At 48.6% G+C, this 26,745-nt stretch carries 7 protein-coding genes and 1 pseudogene; 2 read left to right on the top strand and 6 right to left on the bottom strand.

The features are described 5' to 3' along the window. Positions 1-10 precede the first annotated feature (10 nt). The 5 genes and pseudogenes from LACPH_RS12545 to LACPH_RS12525 all read right to left on the bottom strand — a co-directional run bounded on the left by LACPH_RS12545 (position 11) and on the right by LACPH_RS12525 (position 15,982). Positions 11-5,449 (bottom strand): DUF1542 domain-containing protein, encoded by a 5,439-nt coding sequence (locus tag LACPH_RS12545; RefSeq protein ID WP_306387043.1) that lies wholly within the window; start codon positions 5,447-5,449, stop codon positions 11-13. A gap of 504 nt (positions 5,450-5,953) precedes the next feature. Next, positions 5,954-13,087, bottom strand: coding sequence for a DUF1542 domain-containing protein (locus tag LACPH_RS12540; RefSeq protein WP_274785127.1), 7,134 nt, complete (start codon positions 13,085-13,087; stop codon positions 5,954-5,956). A gap of 367 nt (positions 13,088-13,454) precedes the next feature. Continuing rightward, positions 13,455-14,282: a PTS system mannose/fructose/sorbose family transporter subunit IID gene (locus LACPH_RS12535; protein WP_070651396.1), complete on the bottom strand. Its 828-nt coding sequence runs from the start codon at positions 14,280-14,282 to the stop codon at positions 13,455-13,457. Further along, entirely contained in the window at positions 14,257-15,063 is an 807-nt protein-coding gene (locus tag LACPH_RS12530; protein WP_087912927.1) for a PTS mannose/fructose/sorbose/N-acetylgalactosamine transporter subunit IIC, read from the bottom strand. The genes LACPH_RS12535 and LACPH_RS12530 overlap by 26 nt, the downstream gene beginning before the upstream one ends. Before the next feature lie 5 nt (positions 15,064-15,068). Beyond that, positions 15,069-15,982, bottom strand: a pseudogene (locus LACPH_RS12525) (PTS sugar transporter subunit IIAB). Between the two features lie 219 nt (positions 15,983-16,201). Here LACPH_RS12525 and LACPH_RS12520 point away from each other — a divergent pair. Continuing rightward, positions 16,202-17,452, top strand: a complete 1,251-nt coding sequence (locus tag LACPH_RS12520; RefSeq protein ID WP_306387042.1) for an alpha-L-fucosidase — start codon at positions 16,202-16,204, stop codon at positions 17,450-17,452. Between the two features lie 104 nt (positions 17,453-17,556). After that, on the top strand, positions 17,557-18,294 hold the full coding sequence (locus LACPH_RS12515) for a GntR family transcriptional regulator (RefSeq protein ID WP_274785125.1): 738 nt from the start codon (positions 17,557-17,559) through the stop codon (positions 18,292-18,294). 161 nt (positions 18,295-18,455) lie between these two features. On the opposite strand, the gene LACPH_RS12510 is transcribed toward LACPH_RS12515, so the two are convergent. After that, positions 18,456-26,615, bottom strand: a complete 8,160-nt coding sequence (locus LACPH_RS12510; protein WP_306387041.1) for a DUF1542 domain-containing protein — start codon at positions 26,613-26,615, stop codon at positions 18,456-18,458. Between the last annotated feature and the right edge of the window lie 130 nt (positions 26,616-26,745).

Genomic DNA, 26,745 nt, shown 5'->3' with positions numbered 1-26,745 from the left:
CTGACTTTACTTAAGAACGTTTGCGTTTTTTACCTGTCAGCGCAAAGCCAAACATGCTTAGGATGAACGCACCCAGGGCAGCTAAGCCGGTTGCTGGTTTATCACCGGTTCGCGGTAATGAGGAGGTTGGCGTTAGCGTGGTTGACAGTGAGTGGGTTGTTGTTGGCCGTGGCGTAGTATTCATTGGATCTGGTTTAGGAGCGGAGGTTGGTGATTTTATTGTGCCTGGCACGTACTGGGCATCGATTTTCTTGATACCGTCAGCTAGTGCTGCATTTAAAGCATCGGCGTTAACCGCTTTTGCTAGTGCATCCTTGGCCAGTGCTGCTTCGTGGTCCACATTGGCCTTTTGCGTGGCCTTTTCCGTATCGGTCAGCACTGGGTCATTGTCGATTTGTTGTTTGACTTTTACGGTTTCTTTGTCAATCTCGGCAATGGCAGTCACGCGTTGTTCTTCCAGCGCTTTACCTGGCTGGTGCGCGTTGTTGATGTTTGCTTTGCCGGTTTCAAACGCTTGGTTGATGGCGTTTGCATCCTTGGCGGCGTCAATGGCGGCCTGGCCGTCTTTTCGCGCCTTGTCAACGTTGTCGGTTTGTTGTTGCTTTTCGGTCGTCGTCAACGTTGGGTCGTTTTGGATGTCCTGCTTAACTTTGGCCGCTTCCTCATCCAGTGATTTCTTTTGGGCAGCTTTTTGATCATCGAGCGATTTGCCAGGTTTGTGAGCATTGTCAATGTTGATCTTGCCGGTTTCAAACGCCTGGTTGATATCATCGACATTAGTAGCGGCATCAATCGCAGCTTGGCCATCTTTGCGCGCTTTATCCACGTTATCGGCTTGTTGCTGCTTTTCGGTTGTCGTCAGCGTTGGGTCATTTTGGATGTCCTGCTTAACTTTGGCGGCTTCTTCATCAAGTGACTTCTTCTGGGCGGTTTTTTGATCATCAATCAGTTTGCCCGGCTGATGAGCGTTGTCGATGTTGGTTTTACCAGTGTCAAAGGCCTTGTTAATGTCGTCGGCGGTTTTGGCGGCGTCAATGGCTGCCTTGCCGTCCGTTAGTGCCTTGTCAACATTGGCACTTTGTTGCGTCTTTTCCGCGGTTGTGAGTGTTGGGTCATCTTGAATGTCTTTTTTAACTTTGGCGGCTTCTTCATCGAGTGCTTTCTTGCGAGCGGTTTGCTGATCGTCAATCGCGGTGCCCGGTTGATGAGCCTTGTCGATATTTGCTTTCCCGGTGTCAAACGCCTGGTTGATTTCATCAGTGTTCTTAGCGGCGTCAATGGCTGCTTCACCGTCCTTGAACGCCTTGTCGACATTTTCGGACTGTTGTTGCTTCTCGGCAGTCGTTAGCGTTGGGTCATCTTTGATGTCCTGCTTCACTTTAGCAGCTTCATCGGCTAGTGACTTCTTTTGGGCGGCTTTTTGATCATCGATACTTGTGCCTGGTTGATGGGCGTTGTCGATGTTGATTTTGCCAGTGTCAAAGGCCTTGTTGATGTCGTCAGCATTAGTGGCGGCGTCAATTGCAGCGTTGCCGTCTTTGAGGGCCTTGTCGACATTTTCTGTTTGTTGCTGTTTCTCGATAGCGGTCAAAGTTGGATCGTTTTGAATGTCCTGTTTAACTTTTGCCGCTTCCTCGTCCAGAAGCTTCTTCTGGGCATTCTTTTGATCTTCAATGGATTTGCCTGGTTGGTGGGCGTTGTCAATGTTCACTTTGCCAGTATCGAACGCTTTGTTAATGTCATCGGCATTGGTGGCGGTGTCAATGGCGGCTTCACCATCTTTCAGCGCTTGATCAACATTGGCGGCTTGCTGGTCCTTTTCCGCTGTCGTTAGGGTAGGGTCGTCTTGAATATCCTTTTTAACTTTGGCGGCCTCATCGACCAGTGACTTCTTTTGAGCGGCTTTTTGATCATCGAGACTGGTGCCTGGTTTGTGGGCGTTGTCAATATTCACTTTGCCGGTATCAAAAGCCTGGTTGATGTCGTCAGGATTCTTAGCCGCGTCAATAGCCGCTTCACCATCTTTCAGCGCTTGATCAACATTTTCGCTTTGCTGCTGCTTTTCAGCGGTGGTCAGCGTCGGATCATCTTGAATGTCCTTTTTGACCTTGGCAGCTTCATCAACCAGTGACTTCTTCTGCGCGGCTTTCTGATCATCGATACTTGCCCCTGGTTGGTGAGCGTTATCGATATTGGATTTGCCGGAGTCGAAGGCTTCATTGATGCCGTCCGCATTCTTGGCGGCGTCAATCGCGGCCTTACCATCTTTGAGTGCTTTATCAGCATTTTCAGTTTGTTGCTTCTTCTCAGCACTGGTCAAGGTCGGATCGTCTTGAATCGCTTGTTTGACTTTAACCGCTTCTTCATCGAGTAGCTTCTTCTTAGCGTCCTTTTGGTCATTGATGTCCGTGCCGGATTTGTGGGCTTGGTCAACGTTTTGCTTGGCATCCGTGAATGCTTTGTTGATCTCGTCAGTGTTGGTTCCGGCGTCAATCGCAGCGTCGCCATCTTTGACTGCTTTATCCACCTCAGCAATTTGCTGGTTTTTCTCAGCCGTTGTCAACGTCGGATCGTCTTGAATCGCCTGTTTGACTTTCTCGCCTTCTTCATCGAGGGCTTTCTTTTGATCCTTCTTTTGCTCGTCAAGCGTTCGGCCCGGCTGATAGGCATTGTCGATATTCGTTTTGCCGTCTGAAAATTCCTGGTTGATGCTGTCCGCATCTTTGGCAGCGTCAATGGCAGCTTTGCCATCCTTTAGCGCCTTGTCGACGTCATCGGTTTGTTGCTTTTTCTCGGCAGTGGTCAGCGTCGGATCGCCTTGAATGTCCTTTTTAACTTTGGTGGCTTCATTGTCAAGTTCCGTTTTCTTGGCGTCCTTTTGCTCATCAAGTGGTTTGCCAGGCTGATGGATCTTACCGATGGCGGTGATCGCGGTGTCTGCGGCAGTGTTGATGGCGTCAGCATTGGTTGCGCCGTCAACAGCTGTTTTGCCGTTTTCGGCAGCTTTATCAACTGCATCAGTTTGCTGTTGCTTTTCAGCAGTTGTTAAAGTTGGGTCGTCTTGAATGGCTTTCTTTGCATTGGTTGCGGCATTGTCAATGGCCGTTTTCTGATCCTTTTTTTGGTCTTCAAGCGATTTGCCGGGCTGATGTGCTTTATTGATGTTGGTAATCGCGGCATCAGCGGCAGTTTTGATGTCATCGGCATTGGTTGCAGCATCGATAGCATCTTTGCCGGCCGTGACAGCCTTATCAACCGCATCAATTTGCTGTTGCTTTGTGGCGTTGGTTAAGGTTGGGTCATCTTGAATGTCTTTTTTGACTTTAGTCGCGGCATTGTCAATAGCCGTTTTCATGGCGGCTTTTTGGGCATCAAGCGGGGTGCCGGGTTGGTAGGCCTTATCAATATCAGTGATACCAGCGTCAGCAGCGGTGTTAATGTCATCAGCGGTTTTAGCGTCATTGATTTTTTTTAAGCCATCTGTCAAGGCCTGATCAACTGCGGTAGTTTGCGTGGCCTTTTGCGCTTTTGTCAGCGTGACATCATCTTGAATCTTTTTCTTGACTGCAGTGGCTTCATCCGTCAGCCGTTTTCGTTGGGCGTTTTTCTGATCCTCAAGTGGTTTGCCGGCTTGATGGGCGTTGTCGATGTTGGCTTGACTGGTTGTGGCTGCCTGGTTGATCGCATCAGCTGTGGCGGCGTTATCAATATCTTGGTTACCTTGATTAAACGCATCAGAGGCATTCTTAATTTGTGGTTTTTTCTGTGCGGTCGTCAAAGTAGGGTCATTATTAATGTCGTTAACAACTTGATTGTATTTGTCCTGCAGGGCTTTCTTTTGAGCCGTTTTCTGCTCATCCAAGGAGAGGCCAGGTTGATGGGCTTTTTGAATATTGGCCAAGCCAGTATCGGCAGCGGTATTGATAGCATCGGCGGTGTCGGCCTTATCAATCGCGTCTTTGCCAGCGGTCAAGGCTGTGTCGACGTTATCGGTTTGGGTCTTTTTCTTGGCAGTAGTTAAAGTTGGATCTTTCTGAATGTCTTGTTTAACTTTTATTGCCGCGTCATCTAACGCTTGCTTTTTTGCGGTTTTTTGCGCATCAAGCGTGGCGCCGGGTTGATGGGCGTCGTCAATCGCTTTTTTCCCATTTAAAAATGCTTGGTCAACTTGATCCGCATCAGTTGCACCGTCAATCGCTGTATTGCCATTGGTAAGAGCCGTATCAGCATTACCCCGCTGCTGGTTCTTCTGGTCGGAAGTCAGCGTCGGATCGTTGTTGATCGCGGTGATGATGTTATCGTGTTCTGTTTTCAGCTCCGCCTTTTTATTTGCTTTTCGTTGATCTAGTGGTAGCCCAGACTGGTGAACCGCAATAATGAGTGGCTTATTGGTATCAAAAGCGTTAACGGCATCAGGTGTCGTGGTGGCGGCATCAATTGCATCCTGTCCTGTTTTGAGAGCAGTGTTAATGTCGGTGACTTGTTTTTCACGTTCCGGAGTCGTTAACGTCGGGTCGGTAGTCACAGCTGTTTTTTGAGTATCTGCTTCAGTTACTAATCGGTTTTTCAAATCAGCTTTAACTGCGTCCAGTCCAGGAGTGTACGTGAATGATTCAAAGTCGAACAGATGTTGATTGGACTTTTCGCCGGTTGAACCAATAATAAACATGGAGAGCTGATCGTTTTGAATATATGGTCCAGCATCAAATGAAATTGATTTGCCGCCATAAGTGACCGTTAACCGCTTAGAATCGCCATTGTAATCGACGATCAATGGTAAATATTGGCCCTTGGGATCATCGAGTTTTTGATAAAATTCGCCTTCTGCTCCTTCGATGCTTTTAACTTTACCCAGTGGGCCTACTGTTTGAATAACGCGCATCTGAGGATAGTCGGTTTCAACACCTGGGTCTTTGAAATAAGCACCAGTGTCTTCCTGGCCATTGTAATACTCGTCAAATTTGACCCCAAATGCATTCTTTAATGTGCCGATGCCAAATGCGTTCCCAGCCTTACCGGTTTTACCCGGATCTTCATCAGCAAAGCCGAATGCAACGCCATCTGCCGCGTTAGCTTTGGTGCCAAGAAAAAGCCTGCCTTGAAATTTAAAACTTTTATTCATATCAATTTTCGTCTTTAACGCGGCAGTCCCTATTTGACCTGGTACGTCAGGGGTTAACTGAACCTGAAAACCTAATTGACCTGATGGATAGGCAATGGCAGAGCCTTGGCTTGGATCCGTGCCTCCTCCCAAACGGAAAAAGTTCAAGAACTCATCAGGTTTAACAGTAGCGGTGATATCAGTCGGTGTGGTATCTGCGCACACCGGTACAGCTTCAAAAATCTGCGGAATGGTGATAACCCCAAACGTTCCGAGTGAAATCGAAATCAAAGCGGTCACCCAGAATTTACCGCTCTTATAGCGTTTATAGTGCACTTTACTTTCCATTTTTTCTACCCCTCATTAAAGTTGTGATAATGCGTTGCTGTCTGTTTTTATACAAGTAGAATAGCACATATTATTTTTATATGGAAGCGCTTTATAATATAAAATATTATTAAGTAGTATATTTAGGAAACTATATTATATGCTAATTTCCGAACAGCTTATTTTGCAAAACTGATATATCCGAAAGCTTTCGCAGAACATGCCATTAATGACAATAATGAATAACTATAATCGAATACTGATTAACCGAGTTGCTATAAAAGTAACCATGAGAATCTCGATAATAAATAAGTCAAAATTTTCAGAGCCGTTGACGAAAATTTGCGAGCATGCAATATAATGGCCAGTACGAGAAGCATCTTTCGTACGTTACCAAATCGCCGTTTGTCGAATGACAGAAGCGGTAACTTGGAATGAAACAAGCCCTCTGGTCGAGCGCCGTTATGGCATTTCGATCAGGGGGCTTGTTGGGTTACTTATGGAGGGTTTTCTGGTGTCTTTACGTTAAGAACGTTTACGTTTTTTACCTGTTAGCGCAAAGCCGAACATGCTTAGGATGAACGCACCTAGAGCAGCTAAGCCGGTCGCTGGTTTTTCGCCGGTTCGTGGCAATGGGGAGGTTGGCGCTTGCGTGGTTGATAGTGGCTGGGTCGGCGTCGGGCGTGGATCAACCGTTATCGGCCCTAGTGTTGGATCGGGGGCTGGGGCTGTGCTTGGTACGTACTGGGCGTCGATTTTCGTGATGCCGTCAGCAAGTGCAGCATTGACAGTCTCTGCATCAGTTGCTTGCGCCAATGCTTCCTTCGCCAGTGCTGCTTCGCGATCCACGTTGGCTTTTTGTTCGGCTTTCTGGGCATCGGTTAGCAGCGGGTCGTTGTCGATTTGCTGTTTGACTTTGGCCGCTTCTTTGTCAATTTCGGCGGCTGCTGCCAAGCGCAGGTCTGCCAATGATTTGCCAGGTTGATGCTGAGCATCGATATTGGTTTTGCCGGTTGCAAATGCCGTGTTGACGCTATCGGCATCCTGCGCTTGATCGATTGCCTTTTGGCCGTCTACCAGTGCTTTGTCAACATTTTCCGACTGTTGCTGCTTTTCGGTTGTCGTTAGGGTCGGGTCGGCTTGGATTTCCTTTTTAACTTTGGTGGCTTCATCGGCCAGCGATTGCTTTTGGGCGGCCTTTTGCTCATCAAGCTTGGTTCCCGGTTGGTGCGCGTTGTCAATATTGATCTTACCGGTAGCAAATGCTTGGTTGGCTTCATCGGCAGTGGTGGCGGCATCAATGGCTGCAGTGCCATCTTTGAGCGCCTTGTCGACGTTTTCGGTTTGCTGTTTCTTTTCCGCGGCGGTCAGCGTCGGATCATTTTGGATGTCCTGCTTAACTTTAGCGGCTTCTTCATTAAGTGACTGCTTCTGCGCGGCTTTTTGTTCATCGATCGTTTTGCCTGGTTGATGAGCGTTGTCGATGTTGATTTTACCGGTCTCAAACGCCTTGTTGATGGCATCAGCGTTCGTCGCCGCATCAATGGCTGCCTTGCCGTCTTTGAGAGCCTTGTCAACATCGGCAGTTTGTTGTTGCTTTTCGGCCGTTGTTAGGGTCGGGTCATCAAGGATCGCTTGTTTAACTTTGGCAGCTTCCTCATCGAGGGCCTTCTTCCGGGCGGATTGCTGATCGCTCACAGCGGTGCCTGGCTGGTGGGCGTTGTCGATGTTGATCTTGCCAGTGCCAAACGCTTTGTTGATGTCATCGGCGTTCGTCGCCGCATCAATCGCCGCTTCGCCATCTTTGAGGGCTTCATCAACATTTTCTGACTGCTGTTGTTTCGCCGCGGTTGTGAGCGTTGGGTCATCTTGGATTTCCTGCTTCACTTTAGCGGCTTCATCGGCCAGTGACTTCTTTTGGGCTTCTTTTTGGCCATCGAGACTTGTGCCCGGTTGATGGGCGTTGTCGATGTTGGTTTTGCCAGTCTCGAACGCCTTGTTGATGTCATCGGCATTGGTTGCGGCGTCAATCGCAGCGTTGCCGTCTTTGAGCGCCTTGTCGACGTTTTCTGTTTGTTGCTGTTTCTCCACGGCAGTCAGCGTCGGATCATTTTGAATGTCCTGTTTAACTTTGGTAGCTTCCTCGTCCAGAAGCTTCTTTTGGGCATTCTTTTGATCATCGATAGACTTACCCGGTTGATGGGCGTTGTCAATGTTGATTTTGCCGGTGTCGAACGCTTTGTTGATGTCATCGGCATTGGTCGCGGTGTCAATGGCATCTTCACCATCTTTGAACGCTTGGTCGACATTGGCAGCTTGCTGATTCTTTTCCGCTGTGGTTAAGGTTGGATCATCTTGAATCTCTTGTTTAACTTTGGCGGCTTCTTCAGCAAGTGACTTCTTCTGAGCATCTTTTTGGTCATTGACTGCTGTGCCGGGCTTGTGAGCATTGTCGATGTTGATTTTACCGATGTCAAAGGCTTGGTTGACTTCATCAGCAGTCGTGGCCGCGTCGATGGCAGCTTCGCCGGCTTTGAGGGCGTCAGCAACATCTTGTATCTGCTTTTGCTTTTCAGCAGTTGTCAAGGTTGGGTCGTTTTGAATTTCCTGGGTCACCTTGGCGGCCTCATCGTTCAACGACTTTTTCTGAAGGGTCTTTTGATCGTCAATCGTTTTGCCTGGTTGATGGGCATTATCGATGTTGATTTTACCCGTGTTGAAGGCGTCATTGACTTCATCGGCGTTTTTAGCGGCATCAATAGCAGCTTCGCCATCTTTGAGTGCTTGGTCAACATTGGCAGTTTGCTGGTTTTTCTCCGCCGTGGTTAGGGTCGGATCGTCTTGGATTTCTTGTTTAACCTTGGCGGCTTCATCGGCCAGTGACTTCTTCTGGGCGGCCTTTTGATCATCGAGATTGGTACCCGGTTGGTGGGCGTTGTCGATGTTCACTTTGCCGGTATCAAAAGCCTGGTTGATTTCGTCAGCATTCTTGGCCGCGTCAATGGCCGCTTCACCATCTTTCAGTGCTTTATCGACATTATCGGTTTGCTGCTGCTTTTCAGCGGTGGTGAGGGTAGGGTCGTCTTGAATTTCTTGTTTAACTTTAGCGGCTTCATCGGTCAGTGACTTCTTCTGGGCGGCCTTTTGATCATCGATACTTGCGCCTGGTTGATGAGCGTTGTCGATGTTGGTCTTGCCGGTGTCAAAGGCTTGATTGATTTCGTCAGCATTCTTGGCCGCATCAATGGCCGCTTTGCCATCCTTGAGCGCTTTGTCGACATTATCGGTTTGCTGCTGCTTCTCGGCAGTCGTCAAAGTTGGATCATCTTGAATGGCTTGCTTGACTTTGGTTGCTTCATCATCAAGCAGCTTCTTCTGGGCATCCTTTTGATCATCGACAGCCGTGCCAGGTTTGTGGGCTTGGTCAACGTTATTCTTGGCATCCGTGAAGGCCTTGTTGATCTCGTCAGCGTTTGTTCCGGCGTCAATCGCGTCTTTGCCATCCTTGACCGCTTTATCCACCTCGGCAATTTGCTGGTTTTTCTCAGCAGTCGTCAGGGTTGGGTCGTCTTGAATAGCTTGTTTAATCTTAGTAGCTTCGTCATCCAGGGCCTTCTTTTGATCATTCTTTTGGTCATCAAGTGTTTGCCCCGGCTGATGGGCGTTTTCGATCGTCGTCTTACCGTGTGAAAATGCCTGGTTGATGCTGTCGGCATCTTTGGCCGCATCAATCGCGTCTTTAGCATCTTTGAGTGCTTGGTCGACATTGGCGGTTTGCTGCTGCTTCTCAGCCGTCGTTAAGGTTGGGTCGTCTTGAATAGCTTTCTTGACTGTGGCCGCAATATCGTCCAGCGCCTTCTTTTGATTGGCTTTTTGGTCATCGACTGAGGTGCCAGGCTGATGAGCATTGTCAATATTCGTCTTGCCGGTGTTGAACGCCTGATTGATTTCGTCAGCATTCGTGGCATTGGTAATGGCCGCTGTCCCGTCTTTCAACGCTTGGTCGACATCGGCAGTTTGTTGCTGCTTCTCGGCGGTTGTCAGCGTCGGGTCGTCTTGAATGGCCTTTTTGACGGTGGCTGCTTCATCTTCGAGAGCCTTCTTTTGGGCAGCTTTTTGATCATCGAGCGTTTTGCCAGGTTGGTGCGCCGCGTCGATAGTTTGCTTACCATCGGAAAAGGCCTGGTTGATGCTGTCGGCATCTTTGGCGGCGTCAATTGCGTCTTTTGCATCCTTTAACACCTTGTCGACATTGTCGGTCTGTTGCTGCTTCTCGGCCGTTGTCAGGGTTGGATCATCTTGAATCGCTTTTTTGACGGTGGCGGCTTCGTCTTCAAGTGCTTTCTTTTGAGTAGCTTTCTGGTCATCGAGCGTTTGACCGGGCTGATGTGCCGCGTCTATCTTGGCTTTACCATCAGAAAATGCCTGATTGACGCCATCCGCGTTTGTTGCGGCGTCAATCGCATCTTCGGCATCTTTTAGCGCCTTGCCAACGTTGGCCGTCTGCTGTTGTTTTTCGGCAGTCGTTAGCGTTGGGTCATCCTGAATAGCTTTTTTGACTGCAGCAGCTTCGTCCTCGAGTTTCTTCTTTTGATCAGCCTTTTGGTCGTCAAGCGAGGTGCCGGGCTTGTGGGCGTTGTCGATGTTGGTTTTGCCAGTGGCAGTGGCGGTGTTGATCTCGTCAGCGGTTGTGGCCTTATCAATGGCAGCTTCGGCGTCTTTTAGCGCTTTATCGACGTTATCGGTCTGCTGTTGTTTTTCAGCCGTCGTCAAAGTCGGGTCATTTTGAATGGCCTCTTTGACGGTCTTAGCTTCTTTTTCGAGTGCTTCTTTCTGCGCCTTTTTCTGGTCGTCAATTGAAGTGCCAGGTTGGTGGGCATTGTCGATGTTGATTTTAGCAGCATCAGTAACCGTGTTGATGTCATCGGCGTTAGTTGCGGCGTCAATGGCTTTCTTACCGGCGTCAAGGGCCTTGTCAACTGCATCTAGTTGCTTATTCTTTTCATCGGTGGTCAAAGTCGGGTCGCCTTGAATCGCGGTTTTGATCTTGGCCGCTTCATTGTCAAGTTCCGTCTTCTTGGCGTCTTTTTGTTCATCGATCGATTTCCCAGGCTGATGGATTTTACCGATGGCGGTGATGGCGGTGTTAGCTGCATTGTTGATGTCATCCGCGTTGGTGGCAGCATCGACAGCTTTTTTACCGGCATCGGCGGCGTTATCGACGGCATCAGTTTGCTGCTTCTTTTCAGCCGTCGTTAAGGTTGGGTCGTCTTGAATGGCTTTTTTGGCAACAGCTGCGGCATTGTCGATGGCGGCTTTTTTGGCTTCTTTTTGGTCGGCGATTGATTTTCCTGGCTGATGGGCCTGATTGATCGTGGTGATCGCCGTATCGGCAGCTTTGTTGACGTCATCCGCGTTGGTAGCGGCGTCAATCGCCTTTTTGCCGTCTGTGACAGCTTTGTCGACCGCATCAGTTTGCAGCTTCTTTTCAGCCGTTGTTAAAGTTGGGTCGTCTTGAATGGCTTTCTTGGCAATGGCGGCCGCGTTATCAATCGCCGTTTTCTTGGTGGTTTTTTGGTCATCAAGGGGTGTGCCGGTTTGATAAACCTTATCAATAGCAGCAATGCCGTCATCGCCGGCTGCAATGATGCCGTCAGCGGTGGTTGCGGCGTTGACGGCGTTTAAACCGTCTGTCAGTGCTTTGTCAACGTTAGCGGTTTGTTGGTTTTTTTCCGCGGTTGTCAGCGTGACATCATCTTGAATCTTTTTCTTAACCGCAGTGGCTTCATTGTTCAGCCGTTGTCTCTGCGCGTTTTTCTGATCCTCGAGCGGTTTTCCGACTTTATGCGCATTGTCGATGTTTGCTTGGCTAACAGTCGCTGCCTGGTTGATCGCATCAGCTGTGGCGGCAGTGTCAATGGCAGCATTGCCATCGGTGAGTGCCTGATCCGCATTAGTGATTTGCGTTTTCTTCTCGGCGGCCGTCAATGTTGGATCTAGGGTAATGTCATTGACAACCTGATCGTGTTTAGCTTTTAACGCCTGCTTTTGGATGGTGCGCTGGTCAGCCAAGGACGGACCCGATTGGTGGGCATTTCTAATATTGGCTAAACCAGTATCCGCAGCGGCGTTGATCGTGTCAGCTGTTGTGGCATTGTCGATGGCGGATTTGGCATCGGTTAAGGCTTTATCAACGGCGTCTGACTGGGTTTTCTTTTCGGCTGAGGTTAGGGTGGCGTCATCTTGAATGGCTTGCTTGACCGTGGCCGCTTCTTTATCTAATGCGTCCTTTTTGGCTGTTCTTTGCGTGTCAAGAGTAGCGCCGGTTTTATGAGCGCCATCAATCGCAGTTATGCCATCTGAAAATGCTGAGTCAACATGATCTGCATCGGTCGCAGCATCGACTGCTAAATTAGCGTTAGTTAGTGCTGTATCAGCATTAGTGATTTGTAGCGGCTTCTCCGCAGCAGTCAGGGTTGGGTCGTTCTTGATGTCATTTACAATTTTGTCATGCTCAGCCTGCAATTTGGCCTTTCTATCCGCTTTTCGATCTGCTAGCGGTTGACCGGGCGTGTGTACAGCTTGGATGAGGGGCTTGTTGGTATCAAAAGCGTTAATCGCATCAGGTGTCGTGGCTGCGGCATCAATCGCATCTTGTCCTGTTTTGAGTGCAACATCAATTCTGCCTGTTTGAATCTTGCGATCGTCAGTTGTTAACGTTGGATCAGCGTTAACTGCTGCTTTTTGCGTGTTTGCTTCAGTGAGCAATCTGTTTTTAAGATCGGCTTGAACTGCTTTTAGTCCTGGGGTGTATGTGAACTTTAGAAAATCGAACAAATGCTGGTTAGTGACGCCACCAGTTGAGCCAGTGAGAAACATGGCTAATTGTTCGTTTTTAATATACGGGCCTGCATCGAAAGTAATTCCCACGGTGCCATACTTCACGGTCATCTGTTTAGTTTGGCCATCATAGGTGATCACCAGGTCTACATGTTGTCCATTTGGCGCGGGGATGTTGTTGTAGAACACTCCTTTTGCACCTTTGACTCCCACGACCTGTGTTGGATTGTCACCTGGACCCGTATGAACCACTCGCATTTGAGGGTAGTCACCTGGGTCCAAATCTGCTGCAGCATATTTGTCGCCACCGCCGTTGTAATATTCGTCGAATTTAACCCCAAACGCCCTCGGCAATCCGCCAATACCGAACGCATTACCTGGTTGACCGATATCGCCAGGATTGGCATCGGCAAAACCAAAAGCAACACCGTCACCGCCCTTAGCGTTTTTGCCAAGATAAAGCCGACCTGTAAGTGTGAAACTTTGCGTCATATCGATTTTTGTTTTTAAGGCAACGTTTCCTGCTTGTCCTTGGGCATCAGCGGTAAGCTGAACCTGATAACCTTGTTGCCCGGCTGGATAGGGAATTGCTGGCTGTTTACCCGCTCCTGTAGATCCACCTAATTTGAAATAATTTAAGAAGTCATTAGGATCAACCGTGGCGGTAACGTCAGTCGGGCTGGCATCCGCATAGACCGGTACGGCCTCATAAATCTGTGGAATGGTAATAACCCCAACCGTTCCGAGCGACACTGAAATGAGGGCGGCAACCCAAAATTTGCCGCTCTTGTAGCTTTTGTAGTGTACTTTTCTTTCCATTTCTCTTCTCCTTGTTTAAAGCGAGGGGCAATGTTCATTTATTCACTTTCTCACAAGAAGAGTATCATGTTTCGTTCTTTTTGGTAAAGTAATTTGCATCATAAACAATCTAAAATAGTACTATACAGAAACACATTGGTATCTTAGGTTAATCAAAGTTACAATTGTTAATAATTGTTAATAATGCGGCAGCCTAATTATTTGAAAAGCTCATCATATTATTAGTTAACTATAAAAACGAGAGCGTTCATTGTTAGAAAAATTGACATTGACACATAAAAAACGATTCTACGCATTTTGGCTAATCGTGCAAAATGCGTAGAATCGTTTTTATAAATTTGATGATTTCCGGCTAATATTCGAGAATTTAAGACTTTCCAATAATCCCAAAAGCACCTAAAACAATGCCGAGAATCAACACCAGAACAATGAGGCGTGTTGAATTCATCTTTTTCTTGCCAAGCAGCCAGTAACTTAATGCAACCAACGCCACCGGAACCAGCGACGGCATGATTTGGTTAAGTACCGTCTGTGCCTTCAAAACGACTTTGCCGGTTTTGAAAACAAGTGGCACGTTGGCAGAGACGACGGTGGGAATTAAGGCTCCGACAACGGTGACACCAAGAAGGATCGCTGCATCGGTGATGCGATTGAGCTTATCGCCAGCTGCGTAAATTAATTTTTCACCTTGCGAATAGCCCAGCGGTAGTAAAAAGAAGCGCAGGATCAGGACGGCAAAGTTAACCAATAACCATAAGATTGCACCGGTCGGATTGCCTTTCAACCCCATGTAAGCACCGATAGAACCGAAAATGGTTGGTAGAATGACGCCGACAATGGTATCGCCCACGCCAGCGAATGGCCCCATCAGACCAGCCTTCAGCCCGGCGACAGTTTCTTCGGCTTTGCGGCCTTTCTTTTCCTCGATGGCCATGTCCATGCCAACGATGAAGCCACCAACATAAGCATTTGTGTTGAAAAATTGATTGTGCATCTTCATCATTTCAATGAGATCTTGATCATTTTTGTACAGCTTCTTCAGCGTTGGCAGCATGGTAAACAGATAACCGGTTGACATCATCCGTTCATAATTCCAACAAATTTGGCTGCTCCATAGCCAGCGCCAGTTTGCCTGAAAGAGATCATGTTTGGTTAGTTTGACAGGCTGATCAGTCTTCGTATTCGCCGATGGCATTTTCAAAACCTCCTTTGTGCGTGTCGTGTTGATCGTGGTCATTGCTCGCTGAATGACCGCTTTGCTTGTAGTAAATAATCGCTAGTGCCAAGCCCAGTAAGGCGACACCGAGCATTGGAATTTTGAGATAGGCTGCGGCTAGGAAGCCGATCACTAAGTATGAAATAAATCTTTTTGTTGGTAAGAACCGTAGAAGAATGGCAATGCCGACCACCGGCAAAATGCCTCCCGCCGCTGTTAACCCTTTAGAAAGCCACTCAGGCATGGCATTGACCACTTTTTGGACGACACTGTTGCCAACCAACAGCATCACAAACACTGGGATCGCGCGCGACAAGCCCCAAGGGAAAACGCCGTAGACAATATTCCGGGCAACATGTTTCGTGTCGCCTTTTTCGATGTAGCGATCCACACGGTGCAGGAAGAAAGTGTTCGTGAATCGGGCAAGAACATCTAGTTGAACCATCAGTAAGCCAACGGGAACAGCGAGGCCGATGGCAAAATTGATCCCTTTGCCGGAAATGACGGCGTAGGCGGTACCGATGATGGCGCCAGTCATGAAGTCTGGCATGCTGGCGCCGCCATATGTACCGACACCTAACACCATCAATTGCAACGTTGCCCCGACAACGAGGCCGGTTTTGACATCCCCCATGATGATGCCGGCAACAAAGCCATAAAGTAGGGGGTAATTAGTTAAAATTCCAACAGTTATCTGATCAATGATCATCCAAAACGCGAGCATTGTCAGTAACAGAATCTGCCACCATGCAATTGCCATGTGGCTCACACTCCTTTTTTAAGTAATGGCATGAAATCAACTTTTGGATCATTGGGAACCATTTGGTGATAGAGCTTGACCCCATGAGCGGCCAGGTAATCGAATACGTTGACATCTTCGGTGGTCACTGCAACGCTTTTGGCAATTTGCTTGGCACCTGCAGCCATAGAGAGATTGCCAACATTGACGCTATCGAGCTTGACGCCGGCTGCTACCATTTCTTGTAAAGCCTTGGGGTTGCGCACGATCAGAAAAACGCGTTGTCCTTGATATTGATCCGCTAAAATGCGTTTCGCAGCTCCGGCTGGCGTCAGGATACTGAGATGAACGCCGCCGGGAACTGCGGTTTTCAGAGTCATCTTCTGGACCTCGCTTTTGACGATCTGGTATCAACCACCATGATGCGCGTGGCGTTGAGCGTTCGCGTCCACATCGTTGCAACTTGCCCGTGAATGAGTCGGGCATCGACGCGAATATTGATTAAAGGATTGACAGTATCGTTGACTTCCTTGACCGGATTGGCGGGCGTTTGCTTCAAAAGTTCGGTACGATCGTTGTGCAGTGAAAGTTCTTTGATAATTGCCTTGGACTGTTCAAGTGCTTCTGCAATGGGCGTCCCGGTTGCCAGTGCCAGGACGAGTCCCAGCGACAACCCGGAAAAAACATGAATGTCAGGGTGCTGATGCTTGAACTGTAAAGCGGCGTTCGCAGGCGAGCCATTTGGAATATCTGTCACGATAATGAAGTCAGCAGGATCTTTTACTTTGGAAAAAGCGTTCGCGTATGCCGCGCTCAGATCTGCTACGCTCATTGGATCGTGAAAAGAAATGGCTGTGAAATTAGGCAGTTTGCCTGCAATTATTTCACAACTTGCTAAAGTAGCTTCAGCGTAATTGCCATGACTCACAAGAACATACATATTAATCACCTCGTTTTACTTAATGTGTTAAGCTTGGCTTACGCGCAAATCGTAGCACATTAATTTGCCGACTTCAATACTTTGGACTTGCAGATAAAATACTAAATTTTAGGCGATGCAAGCGATTAACTCTAACAAAGGTATAATAGAACAAAAGCATTAAAAAGTTCAACCTAATGTGTTAGGATATGTACCAAGGAAGACAAATGAGGTGACAAAATGACAGAACCACTACCACGAATCAAACGTTATGAAGATCTTGGTTTAGGGCTGTTTATCCACTGGGGTCTTTATTCCCAATTGGCAGTCGGTGAATGGACGGAATTCATCCATCAACGGCCGCAAAATGACTACGAAAAATTGAAAAACAGTTTTACGGCAAATGAGTTCGATCCAGAAAAGATCGCCCACGCCGCCAAAATGATGGGAGCAAAATACATTGTTTTGACAACAAAACATCATGAAGGCTTTTTCCTATATGACACTAAAGGCTTGAGCGATTTTGATGTCATGCACACACCGGCTAAGCGGGATTTAATCGGCGAGTTTGTGGCAGCGTGTCAAAAAGAAGGGCTATTGCCATTTTTCTACATGGCAACGTATGACTGGCATTCACCTTTATACGAAAAGGACTTTTCGGCGTATTTGCGGTACTTACAGTCGTCTGTTGAATTACTTTGTCAAAACTATGGCCCGATTGGCGGCTTTTGGTTTGACGGCAATTGGAATAAGAAAGACGCAGACTGGCACTTGCCAGAGCTCTATGGCATGATTCGCAAATATCAACCGGATGCCATTATCGTCAACAACACCGGACTCAAAAATCGTGGGCAAGTGAGCGATCCCGAAATTGATGTGGTGACGTATGAACGGCGAACGCCTGATGAGATTTATCACGGTGCGCCTAACGAAAAATATGTTGCTGGGGAAATTTCAATAACGTTAAATCAACACTGGGGCATTGCCACGAATGATCTGAATTACAAATCACCGGCGGAAATCATCGAAACGGTCGCCCATGCGCGGCACATCGGGGCTAACATTCTGGTTAATATCGGACTGACTGGTCAAGGTGCCATCCCGATGACAGCCAAAGCCTACATGGCGTTGTTGGGACGCTGGACGGCGATGGCGGCACCGGTTTTGTACCAGGGACGTCCCACTGAAATTACCTCGGGACATGGCACACGAGATTTTGTTTTGAGAACGCCTCAGCATGATTATCTTTGCGTTTTTGATTTGCAGGTCGTGGGGAACGACAATGTGGTTCTTGGTGGCGAAGGCGTTAATCCGCGGTCCTTTGTTGGTGTTACACGACCCATTAAAGCCATTCACTGGCTGGATAACCAAGAAAAGTTGACGTTTACGCAAGATCTAAACAAAAAGGTTCTCACCGTTGATGCGACAGGGTATCCTTATGGCAGTGACTGGGTTGTTCGAATAGCGCAAATCGATTATGCCGATAGATAGGTGAATTGAAGTGATTAGCAGGCAATGGTTTGGGCATTCTTTGTGTTCTAATTGATTTTCAAATCACTCAGTCCGAAACTGATAGGTTGAAAGGATGCTGACGTGTGGCTAAACCAAAGTATCAGGAAATTGTGGATGAATTGATCAAAGAACTTAATCGCGGCCGGTTGAATCAAGGAGATCGGTTTTATAGCGAAGCGGAAATTAAGGAGCGTTTTGGGGTCAGTTCAACAACTGCCGTTAAGGTGCTTAATTTGCTTCAGTCGGAGAACTGGGTTACCCGAATTAAGGGACGTGGGACTTTTGTAGCCAAAGAGAACCATCGCCGCGTTGTTTATTTAACCGATCTCAATATGGCCAAAACGCAGCCAGAATGGACCAAGGTTTTAAGCGTCGAACCCGGGAACGATCCAGTGGTAAGAAAAAAGATGCACTTGGGTGAAAGTGGCGCTTATGTCGTGATTCAGCGGCTGAGGATGATAGGTGATCAACCGGTTCAATACACGATTAACAACATCAATGCTGCGTATCTCAAGCAAGAATGGTTGCAGAAACTTGATGCTTTTGTATCGGTGTATCAACGAATCCGCGATGACAGTGGCCTTGATCCGTATAAATTGCCTTATGCGCAGCGCAACTTGGCGGGCTCGATTGATGCGGCGTTGGTGAAGCAATATTTCCCTCAACGTCCTGTGAACCAAACCTTCATTCAGCAATTTCGGTTAACGTATTTGCCTTTCGATCGTCCGGGCTTGTTAGAATATGCTGTTAGTTACAAACTACCTGAATTTTGGGGGTTACAGACGGATTCGACTTATGGGTTTATCGGTCAGGATGAGTAGTCGGTAGGTCGTAAGCTATACAGTGTTTTAGAAGGTGTAATAAGGTCAACGCACGCAAACAAAAGAAGCCCTCAGTCACGAACTGTTGCCAGTCCGATTGAAGGCTTCTTTGTTTGGATCAAAAATGCTGACCAGCTTTATGCTGTCACAATGGTCTGATCTTACATACGTTTGCGCTTTTTGCCCAATGTTGTCATGCCTGCAATGCCTAAGATTAGGGCACCCAGGACTGCTAACCCTTGGGACTTGTTGTCACCGGTTTGTGGTAAGGACGCGTTCTGATTTGTTGGTTTGGTCGGATTAACAAGTTCTGGGGATTCTTGAACAGGGAGCCGTTTATGCTTCGAAAGGTTATGGGCTTTGTCGGTCTCAATCTCAGTTTTATGGTGCTCGCTGCTTTTGGGGATGTCTGTTTTCTGGTCTGTTTGACGTTCTTTTATTTCTTTTTGTACCTCTGTCAGCAACGTATTGGTTTTGAGCTGTTTCTTCTTGTTGTCTGTTTCAGTATCAATTGTTTCTACAGGATCGTGTTGTTTATCAGTTGAGGTGCTGTCTAATGAAGGCTGATTAACAAGCAAGATTTTAGCAGATATTTGGTTTTCATGGTTCTGAACCATATCACCTGTGATCCGTTCAGTGACTTGATCGTGTTCGGACTGTGTCACCTTTTCTTCAGCATCTTTTTGGGGAGTTGAGGACGTGATTGGCTGATGCGGCTGATCCGGTGTAGCTTCGCTGACTGTTAGTACTTTGTTGATGGCATCGGCTGTCGGTGTTGCGTCGAGAGCAGCTTCAGCTTGTTGGGCGGTTTGATCAACAGTACTAGACTGTTCGGACTTCTCTGTGACCATTTGCGCAGTGTTATCGGCAATGGCTTGATTGTCTGTGGCGATCGTTGCCACATCAGGCGTCGGTTGTTGGGCCTTTTGATCAGCGATCGGCGTGCCGGCTTGGTGGACATTGTTAATAGCGATGATGCCGTTAGTGGCTGCAATTTTGATCGTGTCGGCGGAGGTGGCCTTGTCGATCGCATTTGCAGCAAGTTTTGCTGTCTCGCCAACAGCCGCAATTTGTTGTGTTTTATCTGCAGCCGTGAGCGTTGGATCGCTTTGGATGGTTTGTTGAGCGTTATTCGCGGCATTGGTTACTGCTTGTTTTTGGTGCGTCTTTTGGATTTCCAACGACTGGCCAACTCGGTGCACACTGTTAATGCCAATTTTACCGATCGTAAAAGCGGCGTTGATGGCATCGGCTTTCTGTGCTGCATTGATGGCCGCTACGACTATTTGATTAACCTGATGAACGTCGTCGGTTTGTGCTTTTTTCTCCGTTGGGGTTAAGGTGACGTCAGTTTGAATGGTCTGAACGGCTTTAGCAGTCACAGCGTCTAGCTCTCGCTTACGTTGTACTTTTTGATCGGTAATAGAGAGGCCGGCTTGATAGGCGTTGGTGCAGTTGGTCATACCTGCAGTAGTTGCTGTGTGCACGGCATCAGCTGTAGCAGCAGTAGTGAGAATGGCTTGGATGGTGTGATCAATATTGTCAACGGCCGCGGTTTGTTGCCACTTGTCCACTATCGTTAACGTGGGGTCGTCTTTGATGCTTCGCTTGGTGCGGTCCACCTTTGAAACCAGCAATCGTTTCATGGCCGTTTTCTGATCGGCGAGCGGGGTGCCAGTCTGGTAACTATTGGTGATCGCAGTCTTGCCAGCATCAAATGCGGCGTTGATGGTATCTGCTGACGTGGCAGCATCGATGTTGGCAAGGACAGTTGCTTCTGCTTTGGCGATAGCCGTGAGTTGCTGCTGTTTCTCCGGTGTGGTTAGCGTCGGATCAGCCTGGATGGCCTTTTTGACTTTAGCAGATACGGAGCTAATGGCCTTCTTTTGAGCAGCTTTTTGGTCAGCAAGGGATGGCCCGCTTTGATGGGCGTTGACTGCAGCAACTGTTCCGGTTGTAGCGGCAGTGTTGATTGCATCAGCGGTGGCCGCAGCCTTAATAGCGACCTGAGTTGTTTTTTCAATCTGGTTGACCGCAGTTATTTGCTGGCGTTTTTCCGCAGTTGTGAGGGTTGCGTCTACCTGAATGGCTTGTTTGACAGTTGCAACTTTATCAGCGATTGCCTGGATCTGGGTGATTTGCTGTTGATCAATCGCGGTGCCGGCTTGGTGAGTATTGTTGATGGCGATGCGGCCGGCAGCCGCTGTTGCGTTAATTGTATCGGCAGTTTTAGCAGCCGTGATGGTGGTTTGCGCCGTTTTCTGAGCATTGGTGACCGCGGTGGCTTGCTGCTGTTTTTCGGCAGTTGTCAAAGTAGGATCTGCTTGAATGGCCTGCGCAGTTTTGGCGGCTGCCTGAGCCAGCGCTTGAATTTGCACGGCCTGTTGATCGGCAATGGCGGTGCCAGGTTGATGAGTCTTGGCGATGGCCGTTTTGCCAGCAGCAAATGCGGTATTGATGTCATCAGCAGTTTTGGCCGCCTCAACGGTCGTTTTGGCCGTTTCTCCGGCTTTGGCAGCGGCATTGGCTTGCTGGCTTTTCTCGGTCGCCGTTAAGGTTGGGTCGCTTTGAATGGTTTGGGTAACTTTAAGAACCTCACTGGCTAGTGAGTGTTTGCGGGTGGTTTTCTGGTCAGCGATAGGTTTGCCGGCTTGATGCGCTTGGTGAATGGCTGTCTTGCCAGTGTTAAACGCGGCGTTAATGTCGTCAGCGGTTTTGGCAGCATCAATGGCGACTTGGGCAGTTTTATTGGCCGTGGTAACTGCAGCGAATTGCCGGTTCTTTTCAGCAGCCGTTAGTGTGGCATCATGCTGAATGGCTTGATGGGTGGTGGCTACTTCCTGGTCAAGCGCTTGTTTTTGGGTAGCCTGTTGCGCGGCGATCGGACTGCCGGGTTGATGAACGTTGGCGATGGTGGCTTGGCCTGCGACGAGCGCTGCCTTGATATCATCAGCGGATTTTGCCGTGTCAATGGCTGCGGCCGTTGCTTGTGCTGCCTTGGCTGCGGCATCGACTTGTCGTTGTTTTTGGGCAGTCGTTAATGTGGCGTCGCCTTGGATCGCTTGGATGATTTTAGCTGCTGCGTTATCTAACGCCTGTTTTTGCGCTGCTTTCTGATCTGTCATGGCTTTGCCTGGGTGATGCGCCTTTTTAATGGCGGCTTGGCCAGCGTTGAACGCGGCACTGATTGCGTCAGCTGTTTTGGCAGCATCGAGCGTTGTTGCCGCCGTTTGACCTGCGTTATCAGCTGAGGAGGTTTGCTGTTGCTTTTCGGCCTTGGTCAAGGTGGCATCGTGCTGAATAGCTTGCTTGATCTTGGCGAGCGTATGATTCAGTGTCTGTCTTTTGGCTGCTTGCTGAGCGGCAATTGCGGCGCCGGGTTGGTGAGTGGTGGCCAGGTTGGCTTTGCCAGCGTCAAACGCGGCGTTGATGGCGTCGGCTGACTTGGCATTGTTAATGGCATTTGCAGCTGCCGTTTTGGCTGCCTCTGCATGATCGCTTTGCTGCTGCTTGTCGGTAGTGGTTAAGGTTGGGTCGGCTTGAATATTTTGCTGAATCTTAGCGAGCTCATTGGCCAGTGCCTGTTTTTGGGCATCTTTTTGATCAGCTAAAGGTGTGCCGAGTTGGTGGACTTTTCCAATATCGACTTTACCGGCATCAAACGCTGCATTGATAGCATCTGCGGTCTTAGCGTTATCGATTGCATCGCTAACCGTTTTGGAGGTACGAGCAACCTTATCGAGTTGTTGCTGCTTTTCAGCGGATGTCAAAGTCACGTCACCTTGGATAGTTTGCTCGGCTTGGGTGACGGCGTTGTTAAGCTGTTTCTTTTTGTTGCCTTTTTGGGTATTCAAAGGAAGGCCAACTTGATACGCTGCTGCGATGTTGTTTTTGCCAGTCGCGGTCGCGGCGTTGATCTGGTCGGCGGTGGTAGCAGCATCGATATTGTTCAGCCCGGTCGTCAAGGCTTTGGCGACTGCGTCAAGTTGGGTAGATTTTTCGGCAGTGGTCAAAGTAGGCGTATCTTTGATGGCTTGTTCAACTTGCTTGGATTGCGCAGTGAGCTGGGCCTTTTGCGCCGCCTTCTGATCATCGATTGCCATTCCGGATTGATGGGCTTTGTCGATGTTGTCTTGACTGACGGTGGCGGCTTGCTGAATCGCATCAGCGGTCACCGCCGCATCAATGGCTTGTTTACCAGTTAAAAGAGCCTGATCAACAAGCGCAGTCTGAGTTTTCTTTTCCGTGGCCGGCAATGTTGGGTCATGGATGATGCGATCGATCACGGCAGCTTGTTTGGCTTGTAGGGCCTGTTTTTGGCGGGCTTGCTGAGCGGCAATGGCAGCTCCGGATTGGTGGGCGTTGGTGATGTTGGCCTGACCCGCCGCTGCAGCTGTGTTGATGGCGTCAGCGCTAGTTGCTGCGTCAATGTTGGCTTCGCCAGTAGCTAGGGCAGCGTCGAGGCTAGTAAGTTGTTGTTGCTTTTGCGCCGTGGTCAAGGTCGGATCACCTTGAAGGCTTTGTTTGGTCTTATCGGCTGCATCGGCCAACACTTTCTTTTGCGCGACTTTTTGATCAGCCAGCGGTGTGCCTGATTGATGAGTTGAAGTGATCTTTTTGAGCCCGTTATCAGCCGCTTGGTTAATGGCATCTGCATCGGCAGCAGCATCAATTGCTGCTTTGGCATCCGTTAGCATCTGATCAGCTTGGCTTATTTGCCGCTTCATTTCTTTGTTCGTTAACGTGAGATCTTTGTTGATAACATCAGTGATTTCAGCGTGTTTGGAAGTCAACGCCTGCTTCTGCGCAGCTTTTTGATCGGCGATGGCGATGCCGAGTTGGTGCGCGTTGCTGATAGACGTTTTGCCAGCGGCCACGGCCTTGTTGATGGCATCAGCTGTTTTCGCTGTATCAACCGCAGTTTCACTATCAGCCAAGGCGGTGTCAACGTTGGCGACTTGCTGGGCCTTTTGCGTGGTTGTCAACGTTGGATCGCCTTGAATGGCTTGCTTAATATTGGCGGCATCATTTGCCAAGGCCTTTTTTTGCGCGGCTTTTTGGTCGGTTAACGGAACGCCGGGTTGATATGCGGCGGCAATTTTTTTGAGGCCGTCTGCGGTTGCTTGGTTGATTGCGTCCGCACTCGCCGCGGCATCAACGATTGTACTGGCATCTGTCAAGGCTTGATCGGCGACGCTGATTTGGTGATTCGTTTCGGTCATGGTTAACGCGAGGTCCTTGTTGCTGACCTCGGCGATTCGATCGCGTTCAGCTTTAAGTGCTTGTTTCTGCGCAACTTTTTGGTCAGCTAATGGCGTTCCCGGGTGATAAGTCGCAGCAATTGCTTTTAAACCATCTTCGGTAGCTTGGTTGATGGTATCTGCATCGGCAGCTGTATCGATAGCCGCCCTGGCGTCAGAAAAAGCCTGATCAGCTTGGCTAATCTGGTGCTTCTGGGCTTCACTTGTCAGTGTCAGATCCTGATTAATGACATCAGTGATTTTATCGTGCTTGGCTTGCAACGCCTTTTTCTGCGCTGCTTTTTGATCGGCAACGGCGACCCCGGATTGCGGGATCTTGTTGATCTTGTCTTTGGCGGCTGCCGCAGCTTTGTTGATCTTGTCGGCATTGCCAACAGCGTCAATGCTCGCTTCGCCATCTGTCAAAGCGGTATCAACGCTCGCAAGTTGCGTTTGCTTTTCTGCGGTTGTCAAAGTCGGATCGGCTTGAATCGTTTGCTTAGCGTTGGCGGCTTCGGTTGCCAGCATTTTTTTCTGTGCGGCTCTTTGATCAGCTAACGGGATGCCGGGTTGGTAGGCGGCCGTGATTTTTTGTAGGCCATCATCGGCTGCTTGCACGATGCCATCCGCATCAGTGGCAGCATCAATGGCCGTTTCGGCAGCTGCTAACGCCTGATCGGCCGTATCCGTTTGGTGAGTGGTTTCAGCCATCGTTAACGTCAGATCTTTAAAACTGATGTCCGCGATCTTATCGCGTTCGGTTTTCAATGCTTGTTTTTGAGCAGTTTTTTGATCGGCGAGGTCGGTTCCGCGTTGATGAACATTTAAAATGGCAGACGCACTAGTTGCTTCGGCTTTGTTGATTTTATCAGCAGTAATGGCTGCATCAATGGCAGCTTCGCCATCTTTTAACACTGTATCAACGCTAGCAAGTTGGGTCTTCTTTTCAGCAGTTGTCAAAGTTCGATCACTTTGAATGAATTGCTTGGCCTTGGTAGCTGTGTCTGCCAATGCTTGCTTTTGCTTGGTTCTTTGGTCTGCTAAGGGAACCCCAGGTTGATAGGCCGCGGCGATTTGCTTCAGGCCGCTAGCGGTCGCTTTGTTGATGGCATCTGCACTTGCTGCTGCATCAACGGCCGCACTGGCATCGGCTAGTGCCTGATCGGCAACGCTGGTTTGTTTATTCGTTTCAGCAAGTGTTAGCGCATAATCTTTATAACTCACGTCCGCAATTCGGTCGCGTTCGGCTTTCAAGGCCTTTTTCTGTGTCGCTTTTTGGTCAGCTAAAGAGGCTCCCGGTTGATAAGCGTCGGTAATCTTTTGTAGCCCGTCTGCTGCCGCTTGATTGACGATATCTGCCTCGGCTGCTGCATCAATGGCTGCATTAGCCGCTGATAGTGCCTTGTCGGCTTGGGCAATTTGATCGTTCGTTTCTTGCATTGTTAGTGTCAGATCTTTGGTGCTAGTGTCGGCAATTTCATCACGCTTGGTTTTCAATGCTTGCTTCTTTGCGGCTTTTTGGTCAGCTAAGGGTACGCCGGATTGATGCACTTGATTGACGCTGATTTTACCAGCTGCAAGAGCCTTGTTGATTTTATCAGCAGTATTGGCTGCATCAATGGCGGTTTCCCCATCTGTCACGGCATTGTCAACGAGGCCGAATTGCTTTTTCCTCTGTGCAGTTGTCAAAGTCGGGTCTTTTTGAATGGTTTGCTTAGCACTGGTTGCTGCATTGGCGAGTGCGTTCTTTTGGGCGGCTTTTTGGTCAGCTAAAGGCACGCCTGGTTGATAGGCCGCAGCAATTTTTTTCAGGCCGTTTTCCGCTGCTTGACTAATGCCGTTTGCATCACTGGCCGCATCAACCGCCGCTGTTGCGTCTGCCAAGGCCTTATCAGCAGCGAGCGTTTGTTGCTTCGTTTCAGCCATCGTTAACGCATAATCTTTATAACTTACATCGGCAATCTGATCACGCTTGGCTTTCAACGCCTGCTTTTGTGTCGCCTTTTGATCGGCTAGGGGCGGACCGGATTTGTGAATGTCGTCAATTTTGGCCTTTGCCGTATCGAAAGCCGCAATGGCATCACCGGTTTTAGTCGCCTGGTCAATCGCGGATTTTCCGTTCTGAAGCGCCTGATCAATCGCATCGCACAATTGCTTGCGTTGCGCATTCGTCAATGTGGGATCTTGATTAATAGCGTTTTTAGGTGCGGTGATCGTGGGGGTCAGATTGTTTTTTAAGTTTTCTTTCACCGTGTCTAATCCCGGGGTAAAGCTAAACGATTCAAAGTCGAACACGTGTTGATTCATTTTGCCGCCAGTTGACCCGGAGATGAACATCGACAGTTGATCGTTTTTGATATAGGGTGCTGCATTGAATTTAATCGTCGCACCGCTTCCAGTGACGGTCATGATCCGGTTGTCACCATCGTAATTGACGATCAACTCGGAGTATTGGCCGTTTGCGCCCTGAATTTTAGCGTGACTCACGCCTTCGCCACCGTCGACGCCAGCTACTATGTTACCCTTTGCGTCGTCCGTGTAGATAACGTTCATTTGGTTGGCGCGATAAACATCTGGCAAAGCTCCCTCTGTCCGAACGCCGTTATAATACACATCGAATTTAACCCCAAAAGCGTTTTTTAGCCCACCTAAGCCAAAAGCATTTCCGGCATCACCAAGCACACCGGGTTTCGTATCGGCGAATCCAAAAGCAACCCCATCAGCGCCGTCCGGGTCATCGCCCAGATACAACCGGCCCTTGAGTGTGAAGCTTTGGCTCATATCAATCTTGGTGTTTAAGGCAACGCTCCCTGTTCGATCGGGTAAGTTAGGCGTGAGTTGCACTTGCGTCTTTGAATCTTTGGGATAAAAAGAGGCTGAACCGCTGAGTTTAAAATACTGGGAAAACTCATTAGGTCCAACCTTAATTGAAACATCTGTTATTGAAGTTGCGTAAACGGGAACGGCTTCGCAAAGCTGTGGAACGGCTAAGCTGCCGATGATGCTAAACGAGACTGAGATCAGTGCGGTTATCCAGAACTTACCGCTTTTGTAGCGTTTGTAATGTACTTTCGAGTCCAATTTTGTTTCTCCTGAATGGTATTAGGTCTGACACATTTTCGCGTTACAACCTGATTTAGCAATTAGCATAGCATATATTATCAATTGAACAAGACAATTTTTGCAATTGGTTGAGACTTGTAGATTAACA

The sequence above is a fragment of the Lacticaseibacillus parahuelsenbergensis genome, from assembly GCF_030770265.1.
Taxonomy (GTDB): domain Bacteria; phylum Bacillota; class Bacilli; order Lactobacillales; family Lactobacillaceae; genus Lacticaseibacillus; species Lacticaseibacillus casei.
This window is presented reverse-complemented; position numbering and strand designations above follow the sequence as displayed.